The sequence below is a fragment of the Paraburkholderia denitrificans genome, from assembly GCF_042655705.1.
GTDB lineage: Bacteria > Pseudomonadota > Gammaproteobacteria > Burkholderiales > Burkholderiaceae > Paraburkholderia > Paraburkholderia denitrificans.
Genome location: NZ_JBHSMP010000010.1, coordinates 26,104 through 46,536 on the forward strand (window position 1 = coordinate 26,104; position 20,433 = coordinate 46,536).

The 20,433-nt window shown below is 65.2% G+C and carries 18 protein-coding genes; 14 read left to right on the top strand and 4 right to left on the bottom strand.

All coding sequences use genetic code 11. The features are described from left to right. Positions 1-215: 215 nt before the first annotated feature. Entirely contained in the window at positions 216-422 is a 207-nt protein-coding gene (cspD, locus tag ACFPTO_RS07775; RefSeq protein WP_017776809.1) for a cold shock domain-containing protein CspD, read from the top strand. Positions 423-876: 454 nt separating this feature from the next. On the opposite strand, the gene icd is transcribed toward cspD, so the two are convergent. Continuing rightward, on the bottom strand, positions 877-2,133 hold the full coding sequence (gene icd / locus ACFPTO_RS07780; protein WP_377710602.1) for an NADP-dependent isocitrate dehydrogenase: 1,257 nt from the start codon (positions 2,131-2,133) through the stop codon (positions 877-879). 418 nt (positions 2,134-2,551) lie between these two features. Between icd and ACFPTO_RS07785 the strand changes: the two genes are divergently transcribed. From ACFPTO_RS07785 to ACFPTO_RS07825, 9 genes are all read left to right on the top strand, one after another. Then, the gene (locus ACFPTO_RS07785) at positions 2,552-3,139 is read left to right on the top strand and encodes a pseudouridine synthase (RefSeq protein ID WP_377710604.1); all 588 of its coding nucleotides are present in this window, start codon (positions 2,552-2,554) and stop codon (positions 3,137-3,139) included. A 348-nt stretch (positions 3,140-3,487) separates the two neighbouring features. After that, positions 3,488-3,685, top strand: coding sequence for a hypothetical protein (locus tag ACFPTO_RS07790; protein WP_293036048.1), 198 nt, complete (start codon positions 3,488-3,490; stop codon positions 3,683-3,685). A gap of 223 nt (positions 3,686-3,908) precedes the next feature. Further along, positions 3,909-4,412: a DUF192 domain-containing protein gene (locus ACFPTO_RS07795; protein ID WP_377710605.1), complete on the top strand. Its 504-nt coding sequence runs from the start codon at positions 3,909-3,911 to the stop codon at positions 4,410-4,412. 382 nt (positions 4,413-4,794) lie between these two features. Beyond that, a complete protein-coding gene (gene fusA, locus ACFPTO_RS07800; protein WP_377710607.1) occupies positions 4,795-6,900 on the top strand; it encodes an elongation factor G in 2,106 nt (701 codons plus the stop codon). Positions 6,901-7,158: 258 nt separating this feature from the next. Continuing rightward, positions 7,159-8,823 carry an ABC transporter substrate-binding protein gene (locus ACFPTO_RS07805; protein ID WP_377710609.1) on the top strand — a complete coding sequence of 555 codons (1,665 nt, stop codon included), beginning with the start codon at positions 7,159-7,161 and terminating at the stop codon, positions 8,821-8,823. A 62-nt stretch (positions 8,824-8,885) separates the two neighbouring features. Next, entirely contained in the window at positions 8,886-9,887 is a 1,002-nt protein-coding gene (locus ACFPTO_RS07810; protein WP_377710610.1) for an ABC transporter permease, read from the top strand. Then, positions 9,884-10,774: an ABC transporter permease gene (locus ACFPTO_RS07815; RefSeq protein WP_377710611.1), complete on the top strand. Its 891-nt coding sequence runs from the start codon at positions 9,884-9,886 to the stop codon at positions 10,772-10,774. Before ACFPTO_RS07810 ends, ACFPTO_RS07815 begins: the two co-directional genes overlap by 4 nt. 36 nt (positions 10,775-10,810) lie before the next feature. Beyond that, positions 10,811-12,901: a dipeptide ABC transporter ATP-binding protein gene (locus ACFPTO_RS07820; protein ID WP_377710612.1), complete on the top strand. Its 2,091-nt coding sequence runs from the start codon at positions 10,811-10,813 to the stop codon at positions 12,899-12,901. A gap of 525 nt (positions 12,902-13,426) precedes the next feature. Further along, positions 13,427-13,723 (top strand): hypothetical protein, encoded by a 297-nt coding sequence (locus ACFPTO_RS07825; RefSeq protein WP_377710614.1) that lies wholly within the window; start codon positions 13,427-13,429, stop codon positions 13,721-13,723. Positions 13,724-13,944: 221 nt separating this feature from the next. On the opposite strand, the gene ACFPTO_RS07830 is transcribed toward ACFPTO_RS07825, so the two are convergent. Continuing rightward, positions 13,945-14,088 carry a hypothetical protein gene (locus tag ACFPTO_RS07830; RefSeq protein ID WP_377710615.1) on the bottom strand — a complete coding sequence of 48 codons (144 nt, stop codon included), beginning with the start codon at positions 14,086-14,088 and terminating at the stop codon, positions 13,945-13,947. A gap of 259 nt (positions 14,089-14,347) precedes the next feature. Here ACFPTO_RS07830 and ACFPTO_RS07835 point away from each other — a divergent pair, with 259 nt between their 5' ends. From ACFPTO_RS07835 to ACFPTO_RS07845, 3 genes are all read left to right on the top strand, one after another. After that, positions 14,348-15,094, top strand: a complete 747-nt coding sequence (locus tag ACFPTO_RS07835; protein WP_293042985.1) for a GntR family transcriptional regulator — start codon at positions 14,348-14,350, stop codon at positions 15,092-15,094. Positions 15,095-15,257: 163 nt separating this feature from the next. Next, positions 15,258-16,694, top strand: a complete 1,437-nt coding sequence (gene mdtD, locus ACFPTO_RS07840; protein ID WP_377710616.1) for a multidrug transporter subunit MdtD — start codon at positions 15,258-15,260, stop codon at positions 16,692-16,694. Between the two features lie 212 nt (positions 16,695-16,906). Continuing rightward, positions 16,907-18,208, top strand: a complete 1,302-nt coding sequence (locus ACFPTO_RS07845) for an EAL domain-containing protein (RefSeq protein WP_377710617.1) — start codon at positions 16,907-16,909, stop codon at positions 18,206-18,208. Positions 18,209-18,290: 82 nt separating this feature from the next. Here ACFPTO_RS07845 and ACFPTO_RS07850 read toward each other — a convergent pair whose 3' ends face one another. Next, the gene (locus tag ACFPTO_RS07850; protein ID WP_377710619.1) at positions 18,291-18,911 is read right to left on the bottom strand and encodes a TetR/AcrR family transcriptional regulator; all 621 of its coding nucleotides are present in this window, start codon (positions 18,909-18,911) and stop codon (positions 18,291-18,293) included. A 62-nt stretch (positions 18,912-18,973) separates the two neighbouring features. On the opposite strand from ACFPTO_RS07850, the gene ACFPTO_RS07855 reads away from it, so the two are divergent. Continuing rightward, positions 18,974-19,549: a hydrolase gene (locus ACFPTO_RS07855; RefSeq protein WP_296658848.1), complete on the top strand. Its 576-nt coding sequence runs from the start codon at positions 18,974-18,976 to the stop codon at positions 19,547-19,549. Positions 19,550-19,654: 105 nt separating this feature from the next. Here the strand turns inward: ACFPTO_RS07855 and ACFPTO_RS07860 are convergent, their stop codons facing one another. After that, on the bottom strand, positions 19,655-20,233 hold the full coding sequence (locus tag ACFPTO_RS07860) for a superoxide dismutase (protein WP_377710621.1): 579 nt from the start codon (positions 20,231-20,233) through the stop codon (positions 19,655-19,657). Positions 20,234-20,433: the final 200 nt, after the last annotated feature.

Below are 20,433 nucleotides of genomic sequence, written 5' to 3' on the forward strand. Positions count from 1 at the left end.
GTTCTCTTTACAACGCGTCATACAACGTCTCAAAATATTCTTGACAGCAGAATAAAGAGCCTCAACAATCAAGCTGGCACTTTTTTCAACCGCTTCATATTCGAAAAAATGCCGTTGGTGAGCTTGTTTGTGAGGAGGGGGCGATCGCATTACGTGGTCGTTTGGCTTTTCGAACTGCTCGTGTGGTAGTGACATGAGTTACAGGGGAAGTAGGTATGGCAACCGGTACGGTCAAGTGGTTTAACGACGCGAAGGGTTTCGGATTCATTACGCCTGACGAAGGCGGCGAGGATCTGTTCGCTCACTTCTCGGCCATCCAGATGAATGGCTTCAAGACCCTCAAAGAAGGTCAAAAGGTGAGCTTCGAGGTCGTGCAAGGCCCGAAAGGCAAACAGGCATCGAACATTCAGGCAGCAGCCTGATCCGTTCGATTCCCGTACCCTGAAACCCGGCTTCGGCCGGGTTTCCTTTTTGCAGCGCCCTTTTCTGCATTTACTGTGGAAAACAGGGTCAAGTTTCACCGCGCCATCGCACGATACCTGTGACAGCGCACCGCATCCGTATTCCGGCTGGATAGAACGGCAGCGGTAAAAGCCGCGCCGCGAAATAAATACGCCCAGCGCGGAAACGGTTCGATTCACGTTCAAATATTTAAATGGCATAACCAGGCAAATCGAGCCGATTTGCGCGTTGCCATTGCCGATGAAGTTCGTATTGGCAGCCTGTCTCAATTGAGGCACTTCGCCACACCACCCGAATCCCGCTCAATACGACCGGAAAACACGCACTTTCCCGAGCATCCGGAAGACAAAAACCCCGGCGACACATCGTGTCCACCGGGGTTTTCGAAAATGACGCCGAACGCGCCAGTACGGCTTACATGTTTTCGATCATCACCTGCCCGAACGCCGAGCACGATACCTGCGTCGCGCCTTCCATCAGCCGCGCGAAGTCGTACGTCACGCGCTTTTCCTGAATCGACTTTTCCATCGACGCGATGATGAGATCGGCGGCCTCGGTCCAGCCAAGGTGGCGCAGCATCATTTCGGCCGAAAGAATCTCGGAGCCCGGATTCACGTAGTCCTTGCCCGCGTACTTCGGCGCCGTGCCGTGCGTCGCCTCGAACATCGCCACCGAATCGGACAGGTTCGCGCCCGGGGCAATGCCGATGCCGCCGACCTGAGCCGCCAGCGCGTCCGAGAGGTAGTCGCCGTTCAGGTTCAGCGTAGCGATCACGTCGTATTCCGCGGGGCGCAGCAGGATCTGCTGAAGGAACGCATCGGCGATCACGTCCTTCACGACGATGTCGTTACCGGTTTTCGGATTCTTGAACTTCATCCACGGACCGTCGTCGATCAGCTCCGCACCGAACTCGCGCTGAGCGAGCGCATAGCCGTAGTCGCGGAACGCGCCTTCGGTGTACTTCATGATGTTGCCCTTGTGCACGAGCGTCACCGAGCGGCGATCGTTGTCGATCGCATACTGCAGCGCCTTGCGCACGAGGCGTTCGGTGCCCTCGCGCGAGACCGGCTTGATGCCGATTCCCGACGTTTCCGGGAAGCGGATCTTCGATACGCCCATCTCTTCGCGCAGGAACCGGATGACCTTCTTCGCGGCTTCCGATTCGGCGGGCCACTCGATGCCCGCGTAGATGTCCTCCGAGTTCTCGCGGAAGATCACCATGTTGACCTTCTCGGGCGCACGCACCGGGGACGGCACGCCCTTGAAATACTGCACCGGGCGCAAGCACACGTAGAGGTCGAGCTGCTGGCGCATCGCCACGTTGAGCGAACGGATGCCGCCGCCGACCGGCGTCGTGAGCGGCCCCTTGATCGACACGACGTATTCCTTCACGACTTCCAGCGTTTCGTCGGGCAGCCATACGTCGGGACCATAGATGCGCGTGGCCTTCTCGCCCGCATAGATCTCCATCCAGTGGAGCTTGCGCTTGCCGCCGTAGGCTTTTTCCACCGCCGCGTCGACCACCTTGATCATCACCGGCGTGATATCGACGCCCGTGCCGTCACCCTCGATGTACGGGATGATCGGCTGATCCGAGACGTTGAGCGAAAAATCCGCGTTGACGGTGATCTTCTCACCGCTCGTCGGAACCTTGATGTGCTGATACGGCATGATCGACTCCAGTTGAGGACTTGGCTGGTGGTAGCGGGCAATTCACAGTGCAAGCGGATCCGGCGAAGTGTGCGCGCGAAACATGCGCGGCCTCGCAGCACCCGTTGCGCTCAATGCTTGCGGACTGGCTGATATTCTAGCCCACGCCCCGTCGCTGCATGCCGCCCGTTCCGACGGCGCACATGGCGCGCGACGCCACGCCTGGCGGCCCACCTGACAGCACCGGCGCGCGCTACGAATAGAACAGCCCGCGCGGACGCATCGAACGAGGCACCCGCGAGGCACCCCGCGCTGGAGCCGATCCATGGCATCCGGCCCGGCGTCCCGCCCGATGCATTAACATCTCGCCGCATCACGACGCGACTTCGACACAACGTCGACTAAACCTCGACAAAACCTCTTTCCTCACCCGGCTCTCATGCGTTTAATCGCCCTTAACAAACCGTTCGGCACGATTTGCCAGTTCTCGCCGCACGAAACACGCCCTTCCCTTGCGGACTGGGTCAAGGTGCCGGGCGTCTATCCAGCGGGCCGCCTCGATTCGGACAGCGAGGGCCTGCTGCTGCTGACCGACGACGGCGCACTCCAGGCGCGCATCGCCGAGCCGCGCCGCAAACTCGTGAAGCGCTACTGGGCCCAGGTGGAAGGCGAGCCCGGCGCCGACGCGCTCGCGGCACTGGAACGCGGCGTCGATCTCGGCGACTTCGTGACCCAGCCGTGCCGCGCAAAAACGATCGCACCGCCCGAACATCTCTGGCCACGCAATCCGCCGATCCGCTATCGCGCATCGATTCCCACCACATGGGTCGAACTCGCGATCAGCGAAGGCAAGAATCGCCAGGTACGGCGCATGACCGCCGCGGTCGGCTTTCCCACACTGCGGCTCGTGCGCGTAGCAATTGGCGTGCTCGATATTTTTTCGCTCGCAATTGCACCCGGCGAAAGCATCGATATTCCGACCGATGCGCCATGGCAACGTATAAATCCCGCACGCCGATCAGGGTGAATGTTGCATTTGCATTTTTTGATCATCGTCAATAAGTGCGGCATCGACGCGTCTTTAAAGGGCGAGACAGGGCGAAGGAAATGAAATTTTCCCGTCAACCGCCGCATTACACGATGCGTTAAACGACGCAGATGCCGCCCGAAGCTATCCGGCATTCAGCCTTCAGGTACCCGCCTTGCGCGCGCAAGCCGCGATGATGGATTACCGACCGCTGGCAGGTGCATTCGTAAACTTTTCTCCGAATTTTTCGAATGTGACTGTCAACCGAAAGGTGGATGGCACCGTTTACCGACCTGACTCCAAAAACCGGGTCACTTGGTTAATTAACTCAAGCTGAGGATTTACAACATGAACAAGCTCATCGCTGCTCTGGTCGCTGGCCTCTTCGCAACGGCTGCTTTCGCACAAGCTTCGGCTCCGGAAGCTGCTCCGGCTGCTGCTGCTTCGGCTGCTGCTCCGAAGGCTAAGGCTGCTCACAAGAAGGCTCACAAGAAGGCACACAAGAAGGCAGCTAAGGCTGAAGCCGCTTCGGCAGCTTCGGAGTAAGCTTGTTGTAAGGCGAAATGTCGATCGGCATTCATTGCCGATCTTCATCGCGTTAAAAGGCAGACCGTCGCAAGGCGTTCTGCCTTTTTGTTTTTCAAGGCCTTTTCAGGCATTTGACTCGTGCGACGCGTCGCGTGTCGCGGTTCGTATTCGACTCGCTTTGACCCGCTTCGCTCTCCTCGCGTAACATGCGCGGGTTATATCTCAAGCAAGGAGCCCAGTCGTGCGATTTTCCCTGCGCCCGCTTTTAGCGCTCGCCATGCCGCTCGCTGCCGCGGCGGTCCTGACGCTCACGACGCTCGCCACGCCCGGCGTGGCACACGCCCAGCAATTGCCGCCCGGCGCGAAGCAGCCCAGCGCCTTTCCGCACGCGAAGCTGACCGCCGGTATGTATGCGATCGACGCCGCCGTCGCCGCCAATGACGCCGACCGCGAGCAAGGCCTCATGTATCGCTCGCAGCTTGGGCCGAACGAAGGCATGCTGTTCGTGTTCGGCGAAAACGCCGTGCATTGCTTCTGGATGAAGAACACGCTGATCCCGCTGTCCATCGCGTTCATGCGCGCGGACGGCACAATCACCGACATCGACGAGATGCAGGCCGAGACGACCAACAACCACTGCCCGCGCAATAACGGCGTCTTCGCGCTCGAAATGAGCAAGGGCTGGTTCGCGTCGAAGGGCATCAAGCCCGGCATGCAGATCCAGGGCCTGCCGCCGCAGCAGTAACGCGCGGCGAAGCCCGCGCGCACGCGCCGCGCGCAGCGAACGCTGCAAGGCGCACAGGCGACCCGCCCCGAAAGCCGGCCCCGCTCTGAGCGGCGCCGGCTTTTTTGCGTCCGTACGGTCACCTTCCAGCACATGCGGGCGCATACCGGCGCATACCGGCGCATACCGGCGCGCACCGGCGCACACCGGCGCATAGCCGAAGCCCCCGGCGCCTACGCGAAATCCGCGCCGCTGCGCGCGCCCTGCAAAACCGCGTAGCACGCGCTATGCTACTAATCCGGCACCCGCGTAAATCGGGCACCGCGCGTGGCGAGAGGCGACGCGCAACCCGCGCCGCGCGTCGTCCGGCTCCCTTCACGGCGCGTATTCCAAGGAGATCATCGTGCCTCGCAAGACTCCCATCGAGCGCTATCGCAACATCGGGATCAGCGCTCACATCGATGCCGGCAAAACCACCACGACCGAACGCATCCTGTTCTACACCGGCGTGAATCACAAGCTCGGGGAGGTTCACGACGGCGCGGCAACCATGGACTGGATGGAACAGGAACAGGAGCGCGGCATCACGATCACGTCGGCCGCGACCACCGCGTTCTGGAAAGGCATGGCCGGCAATTATCCCGAGCACCGCATCAACATCATCGACACCCCGGGGCACGTCGACTTCACGATCGAAGTCGAGCGCTCCATGCGCGTGCTCGACGGCGCGTGCATGGTGTACGACTCGGTGGGCGGCGTGCAGCCGCAGTCCGAAACGGTGTGGCGCCAGGCGAACAAGTACAAGGTGCCGCGCATCGCGTTCGTCAACAAGATGGACCGCGTCGGCGCGGACTTCTTCCGCGTGCAGCGGCAGATCGGCGAGCGCCTCAAGGGCGTGGCCATCCCGATCCAGATCCCGGTCGGCGCCGAGGACCATTTTCAGGGCGTGGTCGACCTCGTGAAAATGAAGGCGATCGTCTGGGACGACGAGAGCCAGGGCGTGAAATTCCTCTATGAGGACATCCCGGCGAATCTCGTCGAACTCGCGACGGAGTGGCGCGAAAAGATGGTCGAAGCCGCCGCCGAAGCCGACGAGGAACTGCTCGAAAAGTACCTCGACGATCACGAGAGCCTGACCGAAGACGAAATCAAGCGCGCGCTGCGCAAGCGCACGATCGCCGGTGAAATCGTTCCGATGCTGTGCGGCAGCGCTTTCAAGAACAAGGGCGTGCAGGCGATGCTCGACGCGGTGATCGACTATCTGCCCTCGCCGGTCGACGTGCCCGCGATTCTCGGCCACGACCTCCACGACAAGGAAATCGAGCGCCATCCGAGCGACGAAGAGCCGTTCTCGGCGCTCGCGTTCAAGATCATGACCGACCCGTTCGTCGGCCAGCTGATTTTCTTCCGCGTTTATTCGGGCGTCGTCGAATCGGGCGACACCGTGCTCAACGCGACGAAGGACAAGAAGGAGCGTCTGGGCCGCATCCTGCAGATGCACGCGAACGAGCGCAAGGAAATCAAGGAGGTGCGCGCGGGCGACATCGCAGCGGCGGTCGGCCTGAAAGAAGCGACGACCGGCGACACGCTCTGCGATCCGGCGCACGCCATCGTGCTCGAAAAGATGATTTTCCCCGAGCCGGTGATCTCGCAGGCCGTCGAGCCGAAGACAAAAGGCGACCAGGAAAAAATGGGCATCGCGCTCAACCGGCTCGCGCAGGAAGATCCGTCGTTCCGTGTGCAGACCGACGAGGAGTCCGGGCAGACCATCATCTCCGGCATGGGCGAGCTGCACCTGGAAATTCTCGTCGACCGCATGCGGCGCGAGTTCGGCGTCGAGGCGACCGTCGGCAAGCCGCAGGTGGCATACCGGGAGACCGTGCGCAACAAGGCCGAGGACGTCGAGGGCAAGTTCGTCAAGCAGTCGGGCGGGCGCGGCCAGTACGGCCACGCGGTCATCACGCTCGAACCGCAGCCGCCGGGCAAGGGCTACGAGTTCGTCGACGCGATCAAGGGTGGCGTGATTCCGCGCGAATTCATTCCGGCCGTCGACAAGGGCATCCAGGAAACGCTCAAGGCGGGCGTGCTCGCGGGCTACCCGGTGGTCGACACAAAGGTCACGCTCACGTTCGGCTCGTATCACGATGTCGACTCGAACGAAAACGCGTTCCGCATGGCCGGCTCGATGGCGTTCAAGGAAGCGATGCGGCGCGCAAAGCCCATACTGCTCGAACCGATGATGGCCGTCGAAGTGGAAACGCCCGAGGAGTTCATGGGCAACGTGATGGGCGACCTGTCGAGCCGACGCGGCATCGTGCAGGGCATGGAGGACATCGCGGGCGGCGGCGGCAAGATCGTGCGCGCCGAAGTGCCGCTCTCGGAGATGTTCGGCTACTCCACGTCGCTGCGCTCGCTCACGCAGGGCCGCGCGACCTACACGATGGAGTTCAAGCACTACGCGGAAACGCCGCAGAACGTGGCCGAAGCGGTCATCAACGCTAAAAAGTAATAAGCGAGCAATAAGCCAGCAACAGGCGCACACCAGGCGCGTCGTGTTTCCCGAAGCCCGTTCCGTTACCGGAACGGGCTTCTTCATTGGCGCGCCCGCCGCGCCGCTCCCGCCGTCCCGTCCCCGGCCTTCGCCCGCGTTGCCGAATCGCTTAAACTGGACCCGAATTCGTCGTCTGCCGCACCGCCCGCCGCCGTCGCGACTGTCCTGTAAGACACGTCGCGCCCACTCACGGAACCGCACGGAAAACCCGCACCGATGACACAACCGCAGTCTGCCGCCCCCGCCCCCCTCCTCGACCTCGACTTGCTGCGCCGCGACGCTGGCGACTACGGCAATCACGCCATCGACGAATATCTGGCCGGCCGCCTCACCCGCCGCGAGTTGCTGCGCTACGCGGGCATGCTCGGCCTCGCGCTTGCGGGCAGCGGACTCGCTACGCCGCGCCTCGCGCGGGCCCGGCAACCGACGAACCAGACCATCCGTGTCGCGCATCTGATGCCCGCAGGCTCCGTCGATCCGCTCACGGTGACCGATGCGGGCGGCCTGAGTCTTCTGAACCAGACCGGCGAATTCCTCCTCGACGACGACGCCACCGGCCAGCTCCGGCCCGCGCTCGCGCTCTCGTGGCAGCCGAACAGCAAAGCGGACATCTGGACCTTCAAGCTGCGCCCGAATGTGAAATTCCACGACGGCCAGCCGTTCGGCGCGCGCGACGTGGTGGCGACGTTCGACCGTCTCGCCGATCCGGCGAGCGGCTCGGCGGCGCTTTCGGTGCTCAAGGGCGTGCTGTCGAAAGGGGGTGCGAAGATGGTCGACGAGCACACCGTCGCATTCCATCTCGATGCGCCGAACGGCAACTTCCCGTACTACGTTTCATCCGACAACTACAACGCCATACTGTTGCCCGCCAACTATGCGGGTAATTACGAAAAGAGCTTCATCGGCACGGGCGCATTCAAGTTCGAAAGCTTCCGGCCGCGCCAGGGCGCAAGCTTCGTTCGCAATCCCGACTACTGGGGCGACAAGGCGCTGCCCGCGCGCGTGCAGTTCGCCTTCTACGCCGACGAACAGGCGCAGATCCTCGCGCTCCAGGGCCGCCAGGCCGACGTGATGGGCACGTTTACCGTGCAGGGCGGCATCGGCATCCTGAACAATCCCGACTTCAAGGTGATCGGCGTGCGCTCGAGCGCGCATCGCCAGATCCACATGCGCAACGATGCGCCCATGTTCAAGGACAAGCGCGTACGCCAGGCACTGGCGCTCGCGCTCGACCGCGACGTCATGGTGCGCGGTCTGTTCAAGGGCCGCGCCGAGGTCGGCAACGACAGCCCGTTCGCGCCCGTCTTTCCGTCGAGCCCGGCGGGCGTGCCGCAGCGCAGGATCGACGTCGCGAAGGCACGCCAGTTGCTCGCGCAGGCAGGCGTGGCGAACGGCTTCGATGTGACGCTCACCACCGAGAAGTACATGGAGATTCCGGATCTGGCCGTCGTGGTGCAGAACGCCGCGAAGGCGATTGGCGTGCGCATCGCGCTCAAGGTCGAAAGCCAGGGGCAGTACTACGGCGCGGGCACGTACGGCAAATCGGACTGGCTCGACTCGCCGCTCGGCATCACCGACTACGGTCATCGCGGCGTGCCGAACGTGTTCCTCGACGCGCCGCTCACGAGCGGCGGCACGTGGAATGCAGCGCACTTTCGCAACGCGCAGTACGACACGCTGGTCGCGCAGTTCGTCGCGACGCTCGACGTGGCCGCGCAAAAACGGCTCGCCGCGCAAATCGCAACACTGCTGCTCGACGAAACGCCCATGATCATCCCGTACTTCTACGATCAGTTGATCGCGCAACGAACAGCACTGCAGGGCATGCGCTTCACGGCGCTCGCGCAGCTTTGCTTCGACCGCGCCACGCTCGCGGCATGACGCGTAGCGCATAACGCGCCCAGCATGACGCATAACGCAGCGCGCACGCAAACAGGAGTCCGATGGCTACTCCGCTGACGAGTCCGCCTCAACCAGCCTACGCCGCGCCCGCGGTTCGCTTCATCGCGCGCCGCGCGGCGTGGGCGCTCTTCACGTTGTGGCTGCTCTCGGTTCTCGTCTTCGCAGGCGGGCAACTGCTGCCCGGCGACATCGGCCGCGCGGTGCTCGGCCCGCTTGCCGATGCGCGCGCCGTCGCGGCACTCAATCATCAGCTCGGCGCAGACCGCCCCGCGCTCGAACAATACGTCGCGTGGATTTCGCACGCGCTGCGCGGCGACTTCGGTGAATCGTGGAGCTATCGCGAGCCAGTCGCACCGTTCGTTGGCGCAGCGCTGCTGCAATCCGCCAAACTCGGACTGCTCGCGTTCGTTATTGTGGTGCCGCTCGGCATCGGCGGCGGCGTGTGGGCCGCGCTGCACGCGGGCCGTCCGCTCGACCGCGCCATCAGCACCGGCGGACTGTGCGCGAGCGCCGTGCCCGAGTTCGTCTCCGCCATCGTGCTCATTCTGGTCTTCGGCGTGTGGCTGCGCTGGCTGCCGACCGAAGCCGTCGCACCACCCGGTTCGGGCGCGGCCGAACAGTTGCGGCACCTGGCGCTGCCCGTGCTGCCGCTTGTCTTCGCGTTCTTCGGCTATCTCGCGCGCATGGCGCGCGCGGGCATGCTCGGGGCGCTCGACGCCGACTACACGCGCACCGCGATCCTCAAGGGCCTGCCGCAGCGCGTCGTCATCGTGCGGCACGTGCTGCGCAATGCGCTCCTGCCCACGGTGACGGTCGCCGCGACGCAGCTCGGCTATCTGATCGGCGGACTCGTGGTCGTGGAGACGCTGTTCCGCTATCCGGGCATCGGCTCGCTGATCTACAACGCCGCGAAGGCGAAGGACTTTCCGATGCTCGAAGCGGGCGTGCTCGCGATCGGCGCGGTGTACACGCTCGCCAATTTCGCAGCCGATCTGCTGCACGCGCGGCTCGATCCGCGGCTGCGCACGACGGGAGGCTCATGAGCGACAGCAGCGCCGGTCCATCAGACGCATCGGCTGAATACGCAGCCGAGAGCGCAGACGACACGCGCTTTCACGTGCTGCGCACCCTGCTGCGCTCGCCCGCGTTTCTCGTGAGCGCGGCGATCCTGCTGTGGTGGATCGCCTGCGCGCTCGCGGGGTACGCGTTTGTTCCGTTCGACCCTTACGCTTCCGATCCGCTCAACTCACTGACGCCGCCCGATCACACGCACTGGTGCGGCACCGATCAGTTGGGCCGCGACGTGTGCTCACGCGTGATCACGGGCGCGCGCGACATCCTCACGATCGCGCCGCTCGCCACGCTCGCCGGTACGCTCACAGGCACGGTGCTCGGTCTCATCACCGGCTATTTCGAGGGCTTTGCTGGCAGTCTCGTCGCCCGCACGCTCGACGCAGTGCTCGCGCTGCCGCTCGTGATCGTCGCGCTGCTCGTGCTCGCGGCCGTGGGCGCGTCGAATCTCGCGGTCGTGCTCGTGATCGGCATCACGTTCACGCCGATGATCGCCCGCACGGTGCGCGCAGCCGTGCTCACGGAACGCCATCTCGACTACGTCGCCGCCGCACAACTGCGCGGCGAGCGCTCGCCGTACATCATGTTCGCGGAGATTCTGCCGAACGTGTGGCCGCCGGTCGTCGTCGAAGCGACGGTGCGGCTCGGCTACGCCATCTTCGCGGTTGCGACGCTCTCGTTTCTCGGCTTCGGCATCCAGCCGCCTTCGGCCGACTGGGGGCTTGCGCTCGGCGAGTCGTATGCGCTGATCGCGGGCGGCGCGTGGTGGACGGTCGCATTCGATGCGCTCGCAATCGCCTCGCTCGTCGTCGCCGTGAATCTGATCGCCGACAGCCTGCGCGAAGCGCTCGAATCATGAACCCGCGCACGAGTCCATCACGATGAGCCCGCAACGATGAGCCCACAGCGCGCCGCCCCGCTTGCGACATTCGACGCCCCGTTCGGCAACGGTAGCGGCGGCGACGATGCGCTCGTGCTCGTCGGCCTTACCGTCGCGTATCGCACGCGGGGCCGCGAGCGCGACGTGCTGACCGACGTCTCGCTGCGCATCCGGCGCGGCGAGACGTATGGGCTCGTCGGCGAATCGGGCTGCGGCAAGTCGACGGTGGCGCTCGCGGCGCTGCGCTATCTCGCGCGCAATGGCCGCGTGAAAGCGGGACGCATCGCCATTGCCGGGCAGGACGTGCTCGCGCTCGACCAGGAACGCTTGCGCACGTTGCGGGCCAACGCGGTGTCGATGGTTTATCAGGATCCGGCCAGCGCACTCAATCCGTCACTCACGATCGCGCGCCAGCTGAGCGAGGCATTCGAGGCCGCCGGTGCGAGCGCCGACGAAGCGCTCGCGCAAGTGCCAAAGATGCTAGAGCGCGTGCGCATAGCCGAACCGGCCCGCGTGATGACGAGCTACCCGCATCAGCTTTCGGGCGGCATGCAGCAACGCGTCGTGATTGCGATGGCGCTCGCGTCGCGCCCCGCGCTCCTGATCCTCGACGAGCCGACGACCGGGCTCGACGCCACCGTCGAAGCCGAAGTGCTCGCGCTGATTGCGCAACTGCGCGCGGAATTCGGCATGGCGGTGCTGCTGATCAGCCACGATCTCGGCGTGATCGGGCAGATGTGCGATCGCGTCGGCGTGCTGTATGCCGGCCGTCTCATCGAAGAAGGCGCGACGCGCGACGTGTTCGCACGCGCGCGGCACCCGTACACGGTCGGGCTGCTGCGCTGCCTGCCCGCGCGCGGTCGCAGCAAGGCCATCGGCCCGCTCGACACGATTCCCGGCGAGCTGCCGGCGCCTGGCACGCTCCTGCGCGGCTGCATCTATGCGCCACGCTGCCGCCTCGCCGACGCGCGCTGCCGCGAACAGGCACCGCCGCCGCATCGCATGGAAGCGCCGCACGGCGAGCGCATGGCGCGCTGCCATTATCACGAGCGCGCCATCGACCTGCCGCTCGCCGAGCCCGCGCAGGCGGACGTGCAGGCCGCCAGAGCGACCGATTCCGCAGCCGAGCCCGCTGCCGATCCCGCGGTCGTGCTGCGCGCCATCGACGTATCCCGCACCTTCGGACGCGGCGCACGTGCCGTGCGCGCGCTCAACGGCGTCTCGATCGAACTGCGCGCGGGCGAGACGCTCGGGCTCGTCGGCGAGTCGGGCAGCGGCAAGACCACGCTCGCGAAACTGCTGCTCGGCCTGTACGCGCCAAACGCGGGCGGGCGCGTCGAACTGGACGGCGAGCCGCTGCCTGCCCGCGTCGGGCGTCGCAGCGCGAAGCAACTCGAAGCGCTGCGGCTCGTGTTCCAGCATCCGGACGCCTCGCTCAATCGTGCGCTGCCGGTGAGGCGGCTGATCGCTCGTGCGCTCGCCCGCACCAGCCCATCTCGCACGAACGAGCCCACGCGGCTCGAAGCGCTGCTTGACGCCGTGCGCGTGCCCGCGCGCTATCTCACCGCGCGCGCGCACCAGCTCTCAGGCGGACTCAAGCAACGCGTCGCCATTGCGCAGGCATTCGCGGGCGAGCCGCGCGTCGTCGTCTGCGACGAGCCGACTTCGGCACTCGATGTCTCCGTGCAGGCGGCGATCCTGAACCTGCTCGCGCGACTTCAACGCGAACGCGGCGTGAGCTATCTGTTCATCTCCCACGACCTCGACGTGGTGCGCTATCTCGCCGATCGCGTGATGGTGCTCTACGCGGGCCAGGTGGTGGAAACCGGTCCTGCCGATGCGCTCTTCGGCGGACCCTGCCATCCGTACACGGAAACACTGCTCGCCGCGCAAACACTGCGTGCGAGCGACAAGACAGGTGCGCGCGCATCGAACGCGGGCTGCATCTTCAGCGCGCACTGCCCGCGCCGCATCGGCGCGATCTGCGACGAACAGGCGCCGCCGTTCGCCGAAGCGGGCAGCGGCCATCGCATACGCTGCCACATTCCCGTGGTCGAACTGCGCACGCTGCAAACCGCGGCGAACACCTCGCGCACAAACGTCTGATAAACGTCTGATGTTCGCGCATCGCGTGAGACGTGAGACACAGTGCGCGTCCGCCGCGCGAAACGCCGGAAAGATGCGCCGCGCGTTTCATCATCGATACGTTTTTGGCGGGTTTTGCGTCGCGCATACGCCATGCGGATCGCCGGATGCCGCTGCGTAGCGGCGCAGCGTCCAATGGCACATAACTCGCTAGATCAAGACCAGGCATCCGGGCGCTGACCTGCCGCGTCGTACGGCGGGTAATCACGCGAGGCCAGTGGACCACCTGGCGCATCGCGCACTTGTTTTCTGCCGCCCGCCCCCGCGGGCGGCGGCAACCGGCAAGTCGCCCTGCTCGTTCCGGCTTTCCGGCGCTTCGTTGACCGGATGCCTGCCAAACCGCCTGCGTCGGCTCCCATGCGCTTGACGATGCACCGTGGTGGTGACCTGACGGGGATCGGCGGGCGGGCGGGAAAGCATGTCGCCGGATATCAGGCGCACGAGAGGCGTCGGCGCGATTACTCCGGCGCTTCCCGAGGGAAGATCATGAACAACTCGATATGCGATAAGCAGTGCTGTTTATTACTACGGGGTTGGTCGATACGGGGTGTGGCGATGTATGCGATCGGGGCAGGCTTCCTGTTGCCGGGAATCGCGGCCCGCGCTGCGGACAGCGGCGCGCCCGACGCAATCGCCATGCAGTTCATCGCGCTAGCGGACACCGACGTTGGGGACTCCGGCACGGCCTGCGATCCGGCGAATGAACCCGCGAATGATCCGGTGAACGATCCGACGACCGGTCCGGGCGGCGGGCACGGAGGCGGCCATGGCAACGGTCATTGAATTCGCTCCGCAAAGCGCCCGCGCCGCCTCGGCCAGCGCGAGCCGACACGACGGCCGCTCGCGTCAGGCACGGCATCGGCGGCGGCATCCCGGTCCCACGGCCGGGCACCGCAGCCGGGGGCCGGACCTCGGTTTCCCCTGCTGCATCTTCGCGTCGCGAATTCCGCTTTGACGCCACGGTGCTGCATCCGTGTCCAGCCGCTACGCGCGCCTTGGCAACGTCAGAGCATGTCCAGCCGCTGCCTGGTGCACGGCGGCCTGAAGTACGCGTCGAGCGCCGCGTGTTCCTCCGCACTCAGTTCGAGATCGAGCGCCGCATGGTTGTCGCGCACGTGCTCGATGCGCGCGGCTGTCGGGCAGCGCAACGCGGGGGATTTCGGTCGTCATGATGGCTGGCTCCTTGCATCGCGCCATGTTCGATGTGCGTTGTGCGGATACGGCAATCGTCGGCGATAAACATAACGAAAGATCGTAAAACATCGCAAAACGTCACGAACCGTCACAAAAAGGCCAGTGTATCGCCGCGCACGGCGCGCTTTTCGTGCGCGCATCGGTGCGTTGCCCGATGGCGTCTTCACATGCGTCTGTCATAAAATCGGCGTTCGCCTTTCATGCCCGCTTCCCATGAACGCATCCACGGAAGACCGCTGGCGCAATCTGCGCCCGGACCCGGAAAACGATACGCCGCTCTATCTGCAGCTCGCGCGCAAGCTGAGCAGCGCGATCCACGAAAACCGCTGGAACGCCGGGGAGGCACTGCCTTCCGAGCGCGTGCTCGCCGATGCGCTCGGCGTCTCGCGCATCACCGCGCGCAAGGCCATTGCGCTGCTCGTCGAACAGGGGCTGATCCGCCGCACGCAGGGCGCGGGCAGCTTCATCACGCCGCGCTACGAAGATCCGCTCTCGCGTCTCACGAGCTTCAGCGAAATGCTGCGCCAGCGCGGCTTCACGCCGAGTTCGCGCTGGCTCTCGCGCGAAATCCAGCCCGCGAGCCGCGATGAGGTGATCCAGCTCGGGCTCTCGCCCGCCTCCGCGGTGACGCGGCTGAAACGTCTGCGGCTCGCCGACGGCATCGTGATGGCCGTCGAGAATTCGACCTTTCCGGCCGCGCTGATTCCCGATCCGGAAGCCATCGGCGACTCGCTCTACAGCTTCCTCGAACAGCGCGGGCTCGCGATCGTGCGCGCGCTGCAACACTTTCGCGCGGTAAACGCGAGCGAAGAAATCGCCCGGCAGATGAGCATTGCCCCCAACGAAGCGCTGCTGCTGATCACGCGCGTGGGCTACACCGCCGACCACCGCGCAATCGAGTTGACCGACACCTACTGCCGCAACGACTACTACGACTTCGTCGCGGAACTGCGCAAGTAGCGCTTACGTGGTCCGCGCGGGCCGCGTGGTCCATGCCGGCCGCGTGAACGCTTCAGCGCCGGCAGGCGCGCGTGCGGGACGGTGGCGCCTGCGCACGCCGCTACGCGGTTTTCCCTAGAATGACGGCTGCCCGCCACGCGCCTGCGCGCTCCAGCCATCGCCCATGTCCGTCCCCAGTCCGTCATCCGCGCCGTCGCGCCGCTCGTTGTCGGTGCTGCTGTGGCTCGTCGCCACCGGCTTTTTCATGCAGACCCTCGATTCGACCATCGTCAACACGGCGCTGCCCGCGATGGCGAAGAGCCTCGGCGAGCGCCCGCTCAGCATGCAGTCGGTCGTGGTCGCGTACGCGCTGACGATGGCTGTGATGATCCCGGTCTCCGGCTGGCTCGCTGACAGACTCGGCACGCGCCGCGTGTTCCTCGGCGCGATTCTGGTGTTCACGATCGGCTCGGTACTCTGTGCGAGCGCGCCCACGCTCGACCGGCTCGTGCTCTCGCGCATCGTGCAGGGCGTGGGCGGCGCGATGCTGCTGCCGGTCGGCCGGCTCGCGGTACTGCGCACGTTCCCCGCCGAACGCTATTTGCCTGCGCTCTCATTCGTCGCGATTCCGGGCCTGATTGGCCCGCTGATCGGGCCGACGCTCGGCGGCTGGCTCGTGCAGATCGCATCGTGGCACTGGATCTTCCTCATCAACGTGCCGGTGGGCATCGTCGGCTGCATCGCGACGTTCATCTTCATGCCCGACAGCCGCAATCCCAACACGGCCCCATTCGACATGCGCGGCTACCTGATGCTCGTCACGTCGATGGTGACGATCACGTTCGCGCTCGACGGCCGCACCGAACTCGGCATCCAGCACGCCACCGTGCTCGTGTTGCTGATCCTCTCGCTCGCCGCGTTCGTCGCCTACGGCCTGCACGCGGCGCGCACGCCCCGCCCGATCTTTTCGCTCGAACTGTTCAAGATCGACACGTTCAGCGTGGGCCTGCTCGGCAACCTGTTCGCGCGGATCGGCAGCGGCGCCATGCCGTATCTGATTCCGCTCTTGCTGCAGGTGGCGCTCGGGTACACGCCGTTCCAGGCGGGCCTCATGATGCTGCCCACGGCAGCCGCGGGCATGTTCTCGAAGCGGCTCATCACGCGCCTCATCATGCGCTACGGCTACCGGCGCGTGCTCGTGACGAACACGGTGCTCGTGGGTCTCGCGATGGCGAGCTTCGCGCTCTCGACGCCCAACGAGCCGCTGTGGCTACGCATCGTGCAACTGGCGCTCTTCGGCGCGGTGAACTCGATGCAGTTCACCGCGATGAACACGCTCACGCTGAAGGATCTCGGCACGGGCGGCGCGAGCAGCGGCAACAGCCTGTTCTCGCTCGTGCAGATGCTTTCGATGAGCCTCGGCGTGACCGTCGCGGGCGCGCTGCTCACCACGTTCACGGGGCTCATCGGCCACCACACGGGCTCGAGCGTGATCCCCGCCTTCCACGCGACGTTCATCTGCGTGGGCATCATCACGGCAGGCACGTCGTGGATCTTCGGGCAGCTTTCGCCCGATCTGCGCCATACCGCGAAGAAAACCGACCCTTCCGAGCGCACGTAACCGCGCCGCACCGCGGCAGTGCACACCGCCACCGCGCGGTGCGCGCCCGCTCGCCGGATGCACCGCGAGCGCCGGGTGCGCCGGACGTCACACGCTGCATGCGCAGCGAAACGCGACCGCGCGCTGTGTTCCCGGGCTCGCATACTTTTTGCTGACCTATCCTGTAAACTTGTCGCTCAGGCGCGGCATCTGCCACGCGCGCATCCATCGAAATGACGAGCATGATCGAACTCGATCCTCCCGGCTTCCAGTCGCGCCCCGTCGCCGGCGAGCAGGGCGCCCGGCGCACCGTGCTGTACGGCAGCTACACCATCTTCAGCGTATTCCAGCCGGTGTTTTCGGTCGCGCACCGCCGCGCGATCGGCTACCACGCGTCGCTACGCGCGCACGACGAGCACGGCCAGCAGGTTCCCTCACAGGAAGTCTTCACGCAGGCGGCGCGCCGCGGCGATCTGCTGGAACTCGGCCGCCTCGCCGAATCGCTGCACCTCGGCAACTTCAACGCCTTCGATTCGCATGACGAATGGCTCTTCCTGAGCCTGCATCCGGCCGCGCTCATGGACACGAGCTACGGCGACGCGCTGCTCGCCGGCATCAAGGCGCTCGGGCTGCAGCCGCAGCGCGTCGTGCTCGAAGTGTCGGAACAGGCAGGCGGCGAAAATCTGCGCTTCGCGGAAATCATCGACGGGCTGCGCAAAAGCGGCTTCGTGATCGCACTGGACGGCTTCGGCGCGAAACATTCGAACATCGACCGCGTGTGGCAACTGCGCCCCGATATCGTCACGCTCGACCGCAGCCTGCTCGCGCAGGCAAGCCGCCACGCGCATATCGAACGCGTGCTGCCGGGGCTCGTCTCGATGCTGCACGAGTCCGGGCAGCTCGTGCTGGTGGGCGGTCTTGCGACCGAACGCGACGCGCTCATCGCGCTGGAGAGCAACGCCGATTTCGTGCAGGGCACCTACTTCGCGCGGCCCGACGTCGAGCCGGTGCTGCCCGCCATGGCGGCCAAGCTGATGGACGATCTCTCGGCGCGCCTGCGCGGGTGCATCAGCGCGCGCGAGCGCATGCAGTCGACCCGGCTCGCGCCGTACATGGGTGCGCTCGAAACCGCGGGCGCACGGCTCGGCGAGGGCGTGCCCATGGCCGAAGCCACGCAGCCGCTGCTCGGCCTGCACGAGACGGCGCGCTGCTTCCTGCTCGACGCGTCGGGCCGCCAGATCGGCGACAACGTGCTGCCCGTCGCGCGCACGACGCAGCGCGCAAAGCGCTTTCGCCCGCTCCTGCATTCGGAGGGCGCAAGCTGGGAACGCAGGCCGTATTTCATCGGTGCAATGCGCACGCCGGGCCGCGTTCACGTCACGCCGCCCTATCTGTCGATCAACGAGGCGCACCTGTGCGTGACCGCATCGATCGCCGCGCAAACGCCGCACGGTTTGCAGGTGCTGTGCGTCGACATCAACTGGGAAGTGGCCGCGTATCGCCGTGAGGAAACCGGCGCGGCAGGCAGCAAATAGAGGCAAGGCAGCACGCAGGGGCGAGACCGCACTCCCCCGCGTTCGCGCGGCGCGCAAGGCGCACCGCACCGTGCATGCAGCGTCAGCCGAGCCGCACGGCCAGCCACGTCGAGAGCACGCCCTTGTACTCGGCCACGAGCAGCTTGCGCTCTTTGGGCTTCGCCGCCGCGTAGAGCGGATTGAGGCTCTTGATGACCTCCAGCATCACTTCGGCAATGCGAAACGCCTCATCGGCGCCGAGCGCTGCGTTGTAGCGCCTGAAGAGCGCGGCGAAGCGCTCGCGCAGCCGGTTGCGCGTGGCGGCGTCGCGGCGGAACCCGAGCGGCACCGAAAGCAGCGGCAGATACGCCGGATAATCCGCCATCAATTCGACCATCAGATCGAACAGCCGCCCGGCCAGTCCCGCGAGCGGCAGCGCGGCATCGTCGGCTTCGATCAGCGCGCTCCAGCGCGCGTCGATCTCGTCGCCATAGCGCTTGCGCAGCGCGAACGCGACTGCCTCCTTATTCGGAAAGTACTGATACGCCGCGCCGATCGACACGCCGGCCTGCTGGGCGATCTGCGTCATCGTCGCGCCGTCGAAGCCGTGCTCGGCGATGGCATCGCCCGCCGCCGCCAGCAGCGCCTCGACCGTGCGCGCCGCGCGCTCCTGTCGCGGCACGCGTCGCGAAGCGGCCGGATCGTCTTCCGCGGCCCGCGCCATACCTGAACCCTCCCTCACGTTCCGTACGATAATGTGAGTTCATCCTCACATATTGGCGATCCATGACGCAAGCCCTTTCCCTCGACCCGCGCACCACGGCGCTCGTGATGATCGATCTGCAGCACGGCATCGTGGGCCGTCCGATCGCACCGCACAGCGGCACAGAAGTCGTCGCGCGCGCGAAGCAACTGGCCGACACGATGCGCGCGAAAGGCGCGGCAATCGTGTGGGTGCGCGTACTGCTCAACGAACTGCACCTGCCGTCGGCCGATGCGCCCTCGCGCGCGCCCGACGCGCCGCCCGCACCGGCCGAAGCATCCGAACTCGTGCCCGAAACCGGCCTGCAGCCGGGCGACGTGATCGTCTCGAAGCGCCAGTGGGGAGCGTTCTACGGCACCGACCTCGAATTGCAACTGCGCCGCCGCGGGATCAAGACGATCGTGCTCGGCGGCATCGCGACGAACTTCGGTGTCGAATCGACGGCCCGCGCGGCATTCGACCAGGGCTTCGGCCTTGTGTTCGTCGAGGACGCCACGTCGAGCCTGAACGAGGAAATGCATCACCTCACCTTCAGCAAGCTGTTCCCGCACATGGGTCACGTCCGTTCGACGCAGCAGGTGATCGACGCGCTGGCGTAAGCACTCGCATACGTTGCAGGCATAAAAAAACCCTCGACCTGAAAAATCGAGGGTTTTTTGCTGGCGCGCCGCGCGATGCGGCGCATTCGCGGCTGGCGCTGTCGCTCAGGCGAAATTCTTCGAGGCGAAGTCCCAGTTCACGATGTTCCAGTACGCTTCGACGAACTTCGGACGTGCGTTGCGGTAGTCGATGTAATACGCGTGTTCCCAGACGTCGATCGTGACGAGCGGCTTCGCGTCGGTGGTGAGCGGCGTGGCGGCGTTGCTGGTCGAGACGATGTCGAGCGAGCCGTCCGCCTTCTTCACGAGCCACGTCCAGCCCGAACCGAAGTTGCCGACTGCGGCCTTCGAGAACGCTTCCTTGAACGCGTCGAACGAACCCCACTTCGCGTTGATCGCGTCGCCGAGCGCACCGGCCGGCGCGCCGCCGCCCTGCGGCGACAGGCTGTTCCAGAAGAACGTGTGATTCCAGATCTGGGCTGCGTTGTTGAACACGCCACCCGACGACTTCTTGATGATCTCTTCGAGCGAGAGCTTTTCGAACTCGGTGCCCGGGATCAGGTTGTTCAGGTTGGTGACGTAAGCCTGGTGATGCTTGCCGTAGTGGAACTCGAGCGTTTCTTCCGACATGTGCGGAACAAGAGCGTTTTTCGCGAACGGCAGCTGCGGGAGCGTAAATGACATGATGCGGTTCCTTCGTCGTGTTATGGGGAGTTCTGCGGGATAACCGGCATGGAGCCTCAGATTGTAGTTGACTTGAATCAACCCCACAAACCAGAGGGCTTTATCAAGAATATCGTATGTGCTTGGGTTTCGCGCTGTGCTTGACCGATGGCGTGAGACGGCATGCGAAGCGCACATTTCGTGCGCATCTCGTGAGACGG

Excerpts from the sequence above, each read along its gene's own strand:
- cspD (WP_017776809.1), top strand. The coding sequence starts at position 216 with ATGGCAACCGGTACGGTCAAGTGGTTTAACGACGCGAAGGGTTTCGGA.
- icd (WP_377710602.1), bottom strand. The coding sequence starts at position 2,133 with ATGCCGTATCAGCACATCAAGGTTCCGACGAGCGGTGAGAAGATCACC.
- ACFPTO_RS07785 (WP_377710604.1), top strand. The coding sequence starts at position 2,552 with ATGCGTTTAATCGCCCTTAACAAACCGTTCGGCACGATTTGCCAGTTC.
- ACFPTO_RS07790 (WP_293036048.1), top strand. The coding sequence starts at position 3,488 with ATGAACAAGCTCATCGCTGCTCTGGTCGCTGGCCTCTTCGCAACGGCT.
- ACFPTO_RS07805 (WP_377710609.1), top strand. The coding sequence starts at position 7,159 with ATGACACAACCGCAGTCTGCCGCCCCCGCCCCCCTCCTCGACCTCGAC.
- ACFPTO_RS07810 (WP_377710610.1), top strand. The coding sequence starts at position 8,886 with ATGGCTACTCCGCTGACGAGTCCGCCTCAACCAGCCTACGCCGCGCCC.
- ACFPTO_RS07815 (WP_377710611.1), top strand. The coding sequence starts at position 9,884 with ATGAGCGACAGCAGCGCCGGTCCATCAGACGCATCGGCTGAATACGCA.
- ACFPTO_RS07820 (WP_377710612.1), top strand. The coding sequence starts at position 10,811 with ATGAGCCCACAGCGCGCCGCCCCGCTTGCGACATTCGACGCCCCGTTC.
- ACFPTO_RS07825 (WP_377710614.1), top strand. The coding sequence starts at position 13,427 with ATGAACAACTCGATATGCGATAAGCAGTGCTGTTTATTACTACGGGGT.
- ACFPTO_RS07835 (WP_293042985.1), top strand. The coding sequence starts at position 14,348 with ATGAACGCATCCACGGAAGACCGCTGGCGCAATCTGCGCCCGGACCCG.
- mdtD (WP_377710616.1), top strand. The coding sequence starts at position 15,258 with ATGTCCGTCCCCAGTCCGTCATCCGCGCCGTCGCGCCGCTCGTTGTCG.
- ACFPTO_RS07845 (WP_377710617.1), top strand. The coding sequence starts at position 16,907 with ATGACGAGCATGATCGAACTCGATCCTCCCGGCTTCCAGTCGCGCCCC.
- ACFPTO_RS07850 (WP_377710619.1), bottom strand. The coding sequence starts at position 18,911 with ATGGCGCGGGCCGCGGAAGACGATCCGGCCGCTTCGCGACGCGTGCCG.
- ACFPTO_RS07855 (WP_296658848.1), top strand. The coding sequence starts at position 18,974 with ATGACGCAAGCCCTTTCCCTCGACCCGCGCACCACGGCGCTCGTGATG.
- ACFPTO_RS07860 (WP_377710621.1), bottom strand. The coding sequence starts at position 20,233 with ATGTCATTTACGCTCCCGCAGCTGCCGTTCGCGAAAAACGCTCTTGTT.